The organism is Nocardiopsis halophila DSM 44494 (assembly GCF_000341245.1).
Taxonomy (GTDB): domain Bacteria; phylum Actinomycetota; class Actinomycetes; order Streptosporangiales; family Streptosporangiaceae; genus Nocardiopsis_A; species Nocardiopsis_A halophila.
In genome coordinates this window covers 1-8,424 of sequence record NZ_ANAD01000042.1, presented here as the reverse complement: position 1 = coordinate 8,424, position 8,424 = coordinate 1, and the positions used below count along the sequence as shown (strand labels likewise).

The following is an 8,424-nucleotide window of genomic DNA, read 5'->3' as shown; positions in this document are numbered from 1 at the left end:
GCGGCGGGCGTGGGCGCACCTGGAGCCGCGGCTGCGCGACGAGCCCGCCGGGCGCGTGGTGCGCACCCGCCACGGCGACGCCATGGCCCTGGAGGACTTCCTGCTCACCCGGGTCGTGGAGCTGGTGCTGCACGGGCTGGACCTGGCCGACGCCCTGGGGCGCCCGCCGTGGACCTCGCCGCAGGGCGCCGGGGCCGTCGAGCGCCTGCTGTTCGGCGCGGACGGGCGCCCCGCGCCGATGGGCCGCCTGGAGGCCCTGCGCGCCGCGACCGGGCGCGCCCTGCAGGGCGGTCCGGGCGCCGGGGACCTCGAGGGGTCGGGGGTGCGCTTCCCGGCCCTGGGCTGAGCGGCCCCTACCGGGCCCGCCGGCTACCGTGCCAGGAAGTCGCCGAGCACCGCGGCCAGCTGCGCGGGGGCGTCCTCCTGCACCAGGTGTCCGCTGCCCTCCAGGACGTGCAGGCGCGCCCGGGGCAGGCGCTCGGCCAGTTCCCTGCCGCGCTGCAGGGGCAGCCACCGGTCGCGCTCGCCCCAGACCACCGCGACCGGCAGGTCCAGCTCGCCCAGGCGGTCCTCGTACTCGGCGGTGTGGCGCTGGTGGGCCTGGGCCATCTGGCGGTAGAAGGCCGCCTGCCCGTGCGCGCCGGTCCAGGGGCGGGCCAGCGCCTTCAGGGTCTCCTCCCGCAGCTGCCGGTCGGCCCCGTCGGCGATGTAGGCGCGCACCAGTGCCTCGTGCAGGTGCGCGGGCACCTGCGCGAAGGCGGGGGCCTGCCGGTTGGCCAGTTGGAAGAAGGGGCTGCCCCAGGGCCCGGCGGCGACGGCGTCGACCAGGGCCAGCCGCTCGAAGCGCCGCCCCGAGAGCAGCGCGGTGCGCAGGGCCACCGCCCCGCCGATGTCGTGGGCCGCCACCGCCGGCCGCTCCAGCCCCCAGTGGTCCAGCAGGGAGGCGAAGACCTGCTGGTGCCCGGCCAGGGAGACGTCCTGGCCCTCGTACCGCTCCGAGGCCCCGTAGCCCGGAAGGTCCCACACGTAGACGGTGTGCCGGGTGCTCAGCGCCCGGGCGAGGTCCCGCCAGATGTAGGAGGAGAAGGGCCAGCCGTGCACGAGCACGAGCGGGTCGCCCTGCCCGCTGCGGGCCCAGCGCACCGTCCCGTTGGGCGAGTCGAAGGTGCGGTCCAGCGTCCACTCGGTTCCCATCGCCACTCCGTTACCGTCTATGGCTCTTTGGCGGTAACACTAGCCCGTTACCGACACCGTGGTAAAGGGGGTAACCTGTGCGGCATGGCCTACAACCGCCCCCCGGCGCCGGAGGACCTGCTGGTCATCGAGGAGTTCTGCAACTCGGCGCGCCTCCTCTACGGGGAGGACTCCCTCTCCGGCCTCGAGGGGGCCCGCTCCTGGCTGCACGAGCACGGGCACATCCAGGCCGGCTGCGCCCTGGACAGCGGCGGCCTGTCGTTCCTGGTACGCGTCCGCGAGACGGTGCGCGACCACCTCGAAGGCCGGCAGGAGGCCCACGCCCGCCTCAGCGCGCTCTCCGAACAGCTCCTGGGCCCGCCCCGGTGGGACGGCCAGGGGCGGGCGACCCTGCCCGAGGCCGCGGGCGACCCCGTGCACGCCGTCGCCGCCCGCGTGGTGGCGGCACTGGCGCTGGGGCGCTTCGCCGGGCGCAGCGCGCGCCTGAAGGTGTGCCGCTCGCCCGAGTGCCGGTGGGTCTACTACGACCGCTCACCGGCCAACAACGGCAGCTGGTGCAGCATGGAGGTCTGCGGGGCGCGCCACAAGATGCGCTCCTACCGCGGCCGCCGCTCCGACCAGGGGTGAAGCGCTCACTCGGGCAGGGCCCGCTCCCGGCCGCCGTCCTGCCCGTCGCCCTCGCACCGGCGCCGGTACTCCCCCGGCGTCACCCCGAAGCGCTTGCGGAAGGCCAGGTGGAACCCCACCGTCGACCCGTACCCCACGCGCTCGGGCACCGCGCTCAGCGCGACCGGCGTCTCGCCCAGCAGGCGCGCCGCCTCCTGCATGCGCCGGCCCAGCAGGTGGGCGCCCGGGGTCTCGCCGACCAGCCCCCGGAAGGCCGAGGCGAACGCCGAGCGCGACATGCCCGCCTCGGCCGCCAGCGCCTCCAGGCTCCACGGCTCGGCGAAGCGGGTGTGCACGGCCAGCAGCGCGCGGGCGATGCCCGGGTGGCGCAGGGCGCGCAGCAGGGGCGATGAGACCCCGGCGCGCAGCGCGGCCACCCTGAGCGCCAGCACGAACACCGTCTCGAAGGCGCGCAGCTCCACCAGCTCGGCCCCCGGCGCCCCCCGGTCGGCGCCCGCGGACAGCCACTCCAGGACGGCCTGCAGGAGCGGCTCGCCGGCCACCGCGGCGGCCTCCAGCACCACCACCTCGGGCAGCGCCCGGTAGAGCGGGGGCGCGGCCGCCTCGTCGTAGTGCAGCCCCCCGCACAGCAGCCGCGCGGCCTCGCCGGGCCCGTCGATGCTCACCCGGCCCACCGAGCCGGGCCGGCGCCCGGGCAGCAGCGCCTCCAGCGGCACCGCCGCCGTCGCGGGGGCGTCGGCCAGCGTGTGCTCGGCGCCGTGCGGGAACAGCGCCAGGTCGCCGGGGCCCAGCCACAGCGGGGAGGCGCGGCCGGGCATGCTCACCGCGCACGACCCCTCGCACAGGTAGTGCACCACCGCGCACGGCTCGCGCCGCCCCCGCACGCTCCAGGGCGCGCGCACCGACCAGTGGCTGGAGTACACGCCGCGCAGCCGCACCGGCGCCAGCACGGCGCTGAGCAGGTCCTCCGGGACGGCGGGGCCCTCGGCCGGCACGGGAGGGTCTTCGGCTCTCATGGACGATCCTTCAACGGGATCGGACTCGCGTTCATCGACGGTACAGGCAGGCCGGGGCAGGCTGGAAGCCCCACACGCCCCCGCACCCGGCCGGGGCGTGCCACCGGCGGACGGAAGGGCGGGGAGCAGGCCGTGCACGGCGCCATCGCAGAGATCATCGAGCACCACCGCTTCATCGAGGCATGGCTGCGCGGTAGGGCCGACCCCGGCGCCCTCGGGGCCTTCCTCGACGCGCACACCCCCGGCTTCCGGCTCCTGGCGCCGGGCGGCGAGGTCCTGGACGTCCGCGCCCTGCGCAAGGCCCTGCCCGGCGCGCACGGCAGCGCCCCGGACCTGGAGCTGAGCATCCGCGGTCCCCGCGTGGTCGCCGAGGACGGTGCGCTGGTGGCCGCCGCCTACGAGGAGCACCAGGCCCGGGCCGGCGGGCGCACGGCGCGGCGCAGCACCGTGCTGTTCGTGCGCGGGCCCCGCGCGCGGAACGGGCTGCTGTGGCACCACCTGCACGAGACCTGGACCGCCGCCCCCGGCGAGGGAGGCTGACCGCGAGCCGCACGGCCCCATCCGGCCTGCCGGTTTTGTCAGGGAAGTGCGCTCCGTGTTCACGAGTGCGCCGCACAGTGACGGGGTTGTGATGTGTACACCGCCGCGAAACCGGTATAAACCCCGCATTCCGTGCCCCCGATCCGTGGAAGGACACCGATGTCCCCACCCACCCAGCGCCGCACCCTGTGGCGGCGCTACCTGGAGTTTCCCCTGATCTGGAAGCTCGCCGCCGCCCTGGTCGCCGGCCTGGCCGCCGGCCTTGCCCTGAACGCGCTGCAGACCGGCGCCGGGTGGAACACCGACGCGGCCCGCCAGGTCCTGGAGGTCCTCGGCGAGATCTTCCTGCGCCTGCTGACGATGCTGGTCTTCCCCCTGATCATCAGCACCCTGATCGCGGGCGTCTCCTCGGTCACCCCGCAGCGCCTGGGGCGCATCGGCTTCAAGGTCTTCCTGTTCTACCTGGCCACCTCCGCCTTCGCGATCGCCATCGGCCTGCTCCTGGCGCTGGCCGTCTCCCCCGGCGCCGGCCTGGACCTGTCCGGTGTGCAGGGCGAGGACGCCGAGGCCGCCGACCGGCCCCCGCTCTCGGAGACGCTGCTCAACATCGTCCCCGACAACCCCTTCCAGGCCCTGGTCGAGGGCAACGTCCTGGCCATCATGCTCATGGCGATCGTCTTCGGCCTGGCCCTGACCTTCATGACCGGCAGCGACGACGAGCGCATCCGCGGACTGGGCCTGTTCCTGCGCCGCGGCGTGGACGGCGCCGTCGAACTGGTCTTCCTGGTCATCCGCGGCGTCCTGCAGTACGCCCCCGTCGGCGTCTTCGCGCTCATCGCCGGCGTCATGGCCGACACCGGCGCCGAGGCGATCCTGCCGCTGGCCAAGCTCACCGGCGTCGTCTACGTCGCCATCGCGCTGCAGATCGGCGTCTACGCCCTGCTGCTGCTCGCCTTCCGGGCCAACGTGCGCCGCTTCTTCGGCGCCGCCAAGGACCCCATGCTCACCGCCTTCGTCACCCGCTCCTCCAGCGGCACCCTGCCGGTCTCCACCCGGGCTGCCGAGAAGATGGGCGTGCACGAGGGCGTCTACGGCTTCAGCCTGCCCCTGGGCGCCACCATCAACATGGACGGCACCGCCATCTACGTGGGCGCGGCCACCGTCTTCGTCGCCAACATCGCCGGGGTCGAGCTGACCATCGGCCAGATCCTGACCGTGGTGGCGGTGGGCGTGCTCGCCTCGGTGGGCACCGCCGGGGTGCCCGGCGCCGGCCTGATCATGCTGTCGATGACGGTCACCTCCACCGGGCTGCCCATGGCACCGGTGGGCCTGGTCGCCGGCATCGACGCCATCCTCGACATGGCCCGCACCATGTGCAACGTCACCGGCGACCTGACCGGCACCCGCATCATCGCCGGGACGGAGAAGGGCATGCTGGCCGACCCCCACGACCCCGACGACCCGGGCGCCGCCGGCGGCCCCGGCGCGCCGCAGGCCGCGGCGGCCGCCGCGGCACCGCCCGACACCCCCGACTGAGCCGGGGCCCACGCCCGCGGCGGCCCCGGCGCGCCTCGCCCCGGGGCCGCCGCCGGCCCTCACGCCCCCCTCAGCTCCTTGGCGAGCTCGACGAACTCCAGATCCTCGCGCAGCGGGACGCCGAACCGCTCGTCGCCGTAGGGGAAGGGGGCGCGCTCACCGGTCAGCCCGTACCCGCGGCGCTCGTACCAGGAGATGAGGGCCTCGCGCTGGCGGATGACCATCATCGTCATGCGGCGGGCGCCCCAGTGCTCGACCGCGATCCGCTCGGCCTCGGCCAGGATCGCCGCGCCGAGCCCGCGCCCCTGGGCCGTGGGGCTGACCGAGAACATGCCGAAGTAGGCGTCGCCCCCCTGCTCTCCGCGCAGCTCACAGCAGGCCACCGGCCCACCGCCCGCATCCTGGGCCAGCAGCAGCAGGACGCCGGGCGAGGCCACCAGCTCGGCCACGCCCTCGGCGTCCACCCGCTGGCCCTCCAGCAGGTCGGCCTCGGTCGTCCAGCCCTTGCGCGCCTCATCGCCCCGGTAGGCAGAGTTGACCAGGGCCACGAGAGCCCCGACGTCGGCGGCCCCCGCCCGGCGCAGCTCGGCCCCGGCCACGCGAATACCCGTGCGCATGCCCACCCTCTCTCCCGCTCCCCGCGGCGCCCCCCGGCACCCCGACACGTCGACCGGCCCATGCTACGACCGCCGGCGGCGCACGGCACCGGCGGACCCCGGACGGCCCGGCGGTCGGCTAGCCTGCCCCCTGTCGAACACCCCGCAGCGTCCGCGAGGAGGACCATGCCCCGCCCCCGCCCCCAGGCCCTCCGGTGAGCGGCGCCCCCGCCCGCGGGAGCGCCGCAGAGGTCTTCCGCGCCTTCCTCGCCCTGGGGCTGACCTCCTTCGGCGGCCCCGTGGCGCACCTGGGCTACTTCCGCGAGGCCTTCGTGGTGCGGCGCGGCTGGCTGGGCGAGCGCGAGTACGCCGACCTGGTCGCGCTGTGCCAGTTCCTGCCCGGCCCCGCCTCCAGCCAGGTCGGCATGGCCCTGGGGCTGCGCCGCGCCGGCTACGCCGGCATGGCGGCCGCCTGGACGGCCTTCACCCTGCCCTCGGCCGCCCTCATGGTCGCCTTCGCACTGGGCGCCCAGGCCCTGGAGCCCGGGCCCGGCGCCGGGTGGCTGCTCGGCCTCAAGGCCGCCGCCGTGGCGGTGGTCGCCCACGCGCTGGCCGGAATGGCCGCCGGCCTGGCCGGCGGGGTGCGCCGGGCCGCCCTCGCCCTGGCCGCGATGGTCCTGGTCCTGCTGCTGCCCTCGGCCCTGAGCCAGGTGGCGGCCATCGCCGCCGGCGCCGCCGCGGGCCTGGTCCTGCTGCGCGGCCCCGGCGCCGACCGCAAAGACCAGAGCAGAGAGAACGGAGAGAACAAGGAGGAGGACGGGACCGAGGAGGCGGGCCGGCGCGCCCCGGCCGCCGCCCCCGCGCGCCGCCGCACCGCACCGGCCTTCCTGGCCGCCTTCGCCGCCCTGCTGGCCGCCCTGCCCGCGCTCGCCGCCCTCTTCCCCTCCACCGCCCTGGAACTGGCCGACGGCTTCTACCGGGCCGGGGCGCTGGTCTTCGGCGGCGGCCACGTGGTGCTGCCCCTGCTGCAGACCGAGGTCGTGGGCTCGGGCGCGGTGGACCGCGAGTCCTTCCTGGCCGGCTACGGCGCCGCCCAGGCGGTGCCCGGACCGCTGTTCACCTTCGCCGCCTACCTGGGGGCGCTGGTCCCGGTCGGCGGCAGCCCGCTGCTGGGGGCGGCGGTGGCCCTGGCCGCGGTCTTCACCCCCTCCGCGCTGCTGGTGGCCGGCGCCCTGCCCTACTGGGAGCGCCTGCGCGCCGACGCCCGCGCCCGCGCCGCCGTGGCCGGGGCGGGCGCGGCCGTGGTGGGCGTCCTGGCCGCGGCCCTGTACGACCCGGTGTTCACCGAAGGGGTGACCTCCCCGGCGACGATGGCGGTCGCCGCGGCGGCCTTCACGGCCCTGTCGGTCTGGCGCGCCCCGGCCTGGGCCGTGGTGGCCGCCGCCGGGGCGGCGGGCCTCCTCCTGCTCTGAGGCCGCTACCCCTGCCCCGCCTCGCCCGCCGCCCCGTACAGGCCGGCCAGCTCCGCGGCCCCCTCGGCCATCACCCGGCGCGCGGGCTGCTGGGCGGCCGCGGCGGACTGGCGGCCGTGACCGAGGTGGAGACCGAACTGGTGGAACTGGAGCGCCTCTTCGGCGGCGGCCTCTACCTCGACGCCGCCGACCCCGCCGCCTTGGGCGCCTACACCGCCTGGACGCGGGACCTGCCGCCCGAAATGAACTCCTCGGCCGCGCTGATCCCCGTCCCCGACGCCCCCGGGGTCCCCGAGGCGATCGCCGGGCGCACCGTCATGCACCTGCGCGTCGCCTACACCGGGCCCGCCCAGCGCGGACGGGACCTGGTGCGGCCCCTCGAGGCCGGGCCCGTGCTCATGGGCGGACTGACGGACATGCCCGCCTGCGAGTCCGGCAGCGTGCACGGGGAACCGGACACCCCCGTGGCCTGGTTCGGGGACACCGCGCTCGTGCGGGACCTGCCGCACCGGGCGCTGGGCGCACTGGCACGCGCCGCCGAGCCGGGGCCGGGCGCGCCGCTCATCGCCGAGGTGCGCCACATGGGCGGGGCGCTGGCCGCAGACGGGCAGGCGATGGTCGGCCACCGGGAGGCGGCCTACTTCACCAACGTGCTGACCATGCCCGGCGCCGAGGTCGACCCCGAGGCGGCGCGCCGCGTGCGGGAGACCGCCTCCGCACTGGCGCCCTGGTCGCTGGGCCGCCTGCCCACCTTCCTGCCCAGCGGGCCGCACAGCACCCCCGAGGTGGTGCGCAGCGCCTACCCCGCCCAGGACCTCGACCTGCTCCGGCGCCTGAAGGCCGAGCACGACCCCACCGACGTGTTCGCCTTCGGCCACCGCCTGGACTGGGGCCCGCCCGGGGCGGAGCCGCACGCCGGGCTCCGCCCCTGCTCATCGAACCCGCGCACGGGGGGCGGGGGCCACCGGCCGGCACAGAGCCGATGAGGGGTGATGACCACCGCCCTCCCCGCGGGCCGCGGCGACGACGGACCCGGGCACGCACCCCAATGGGCGCCCCCTCACCGCCACCGGTCCACGGCCCACAGCACCGCCACCCCCAGGGCCGACGCCGCCCCCAGCGCCACCACGCCGTTCCACCCCCACGCGCCCCACAGGCTCCCGGCCAGCGCCGCCCCCAGCGCCCCGCCGGCGAAGAACGCGGTCATGAACACCGAGTTCATCCGGTTGCGCACCTCGGGCCGCAGCGCGTACAGCACGTTCTGGGAGCTGTTGAGCACCAGCTGCTGGCCCACGTCGGCCAGCAGCAGCCCCGCCACCAGCAGCGGCAGCGCCCCGGCGGCGCCCGCCAGCACCGCCCAGGCCCCCGCGACCGCGGCCGCACCGGCCGCGGTCACCCCGCGCACGTGCCCGCGGTCGGCCAGGCGCCCGGCGACCTGCACGG

The 8,424-nt window shown here is 76.7% G+C and carries 9 protein-coding genes and 1 pseudogene; 6 read left to right on the top strand and 4 right to left on the bottom strand.

Features of this window, described 5'->3' with window-relative positions; translation table 11 throughout:
- A pseudogene (locus tag D450_RS29480) lies at positions 1-346 on the top strand (maleylpyruvate isomerase N-terminal domain-containing protein); the annotation flags it as partial.
- Positions 347-369: 23 nt separating this feature from the next.
- Here the strand turns inward: D450_RS29480 and D450_RS0104955 are convergent.
- The gene (locus D450_RS0104955; RefSeq protein ID WP_017537568.1) at positions 370-1,194 is read right to left on the bottom strand and encodes an alpha/beta fold hydrolase; all 825 of its coding nucleotides are present in this window, start codon (positions 1,192-1,194) and stop codon (positions 370-372) included.
- Between the two features lie 84 nt (positions 1,195-1,278).
- Here D450_RS0104955 and D450_RS0104950 point away from each other — a divergent pair, with 84 nt between their 5' ends.
- Complete coding sequence (locus D450_RS0104950; protein ID WP_017537567.1) at positions 1,279-1,821, top strand: CGNR zinc finger domain-containing protein; 543 nt, start codon at positions 1,279-1,281, stop codon at positions 1,819-1,821.
- 5 nt (positions 1,822-1,826) lie between these two features.
- On the opposite strand, the gene D450_RS0104945 is transcribed toward D450_RS0104950, so the two are convergent.
- Complete coding sequence (locus D450_RS0104945; protein ID WP_026128387.1) at positions 1,827-2,837, bottom strand: AraC family transcriptional regulator; 1,011 nt, start codon at positions 2,835-2,837, stop codon at positions 1,827-1,829.
- 132 nt (positions 2,838-2,969) lie between these two features.
- On the opposite strand from D450_RS0104945, the gene D450_RS0104940 reads away from it, so the two are divergent.
- Together D450_RS0104940 and D450_RS0104935 are read left to right on the top strand one after the other, a co-directional pair.
- A complete protein-coding gene (locus tag D450_RS0104940) occupies positions 2,970-3,377 on the top strand; it encodes a DUF4440 domain-containing protein (RefSeq protein WP_017537565.1) in 408 nt (135 codons plus the stop codon).
- A 159-nt stretch (positions 3,378-3,536) separates the two neighbouring features.
- Positions 3,537-4,913, top strand: a complete 1,377-nt coding sequence (locus D450_RS0104935; RefSeq protein ID WP_017537564.1) for a dicarboxylate/amino acid:cation symporter — start codon at positions 3,537-3,539, stop codon at positions 4,911-4,913.
- A gap of 59 nt (positions 4,914-4,972) precedes the next feature.
- On the opposite strand, the gene D450_RS0104930 is transcribed toward D450_RS0104935, so the two are convergent.
- Positions 4,973-5,530 carry a GNAT family N-acetyltransferase gene (locus D450_RS0104930; RefSeq protein WP_039820141.1) on the bottom strand — a complete coding sequence of 186 codons (558 nt, stop codon included), beginning with the start codon at positions 5,528-5,530 and terminating at the stop codon, positions 4,973-4,975.
- 194 nt (positions 5,531-5,724) lie between these two features.
- Here D450_RS0104930 and chrA point away from each other — a divergent pair, with 194 nt between their 5' ends.
- Positions 5,725-6,981, top strand: a complete 1,257-nt coding sequence (chrA, locus tag D450_RS0104925; RefSeq protein ID WP_017537562.1) for a chromate efflux transporter — start codon at positions 5,725-5,727, stop codon at positions 6,979-6,981.
- Between the two features lie 116 nt (positions 6,982-7,097).
- The gene (locus tag D450_RS29475) at positions 7,098-7,967 is read left to right on the top strand and encodes an FAD-binding oxidoreductase (protein WP_017537561.1); all 870 of its coding nucleotides are present in this window, start codon (positions 7,098-7,100) and stop codon (positions 7,965-7,967) included.
- 74 nt (positions 7,968-8,041) lie between these two features.
- Here the strand turns inward: D450_RS29475 and D450_RS29470 are convergent.
- On the bottom strand, positions 8,042-8,424 hold a 383-nt coding region (locus tag D450_RS29470), incomplete at its 5' end, for an MFS transporter (RefSeq protein WP_039820140.1).

What these genes read in the sequence shown, in the direction of transcription:
- D450_RS0104955 (WP_017537568.1), bottom strand. Translation starts at nt 1,194, where the DNA reads ATGGGAACCGAGTGGACGCTGGACCGCACCTTCGACTCGCCCAACGGG.
- D450_RS0104950 (WP_017537567.1), top strand. Translation starts at nt 1,279, where the DNA reads ATGGCCTACAACCGCCCCCCGGCGCCGGAGGACCTGCTGGTCATCGAG.
- D450_RS0104945 (WP_026128387.1), bottom strand. Translation starts at nt 2,837, where the DNA reads ATGAGAGCCGAAGACCCTCCCGTGCCGGCCGAGGGCCCCGCCGTCCCG.
- D450_RS0104935 (WP_017537564.1), top strand. Translation starts at nt 3,537, where the DNA reads ATGTCCCCACCCACCCAGCGCCGCACCCTGTGGCGGCGCTACCTGGAG.
- D450_RS0104930 (WP_039820141.1), bottom strand. Translation starts at nt 5,530, where the DNA reads ATGCGCACGGGTATTCGCGTGGCCGGGGCCGAGCTGCGCCGGGCGGGG.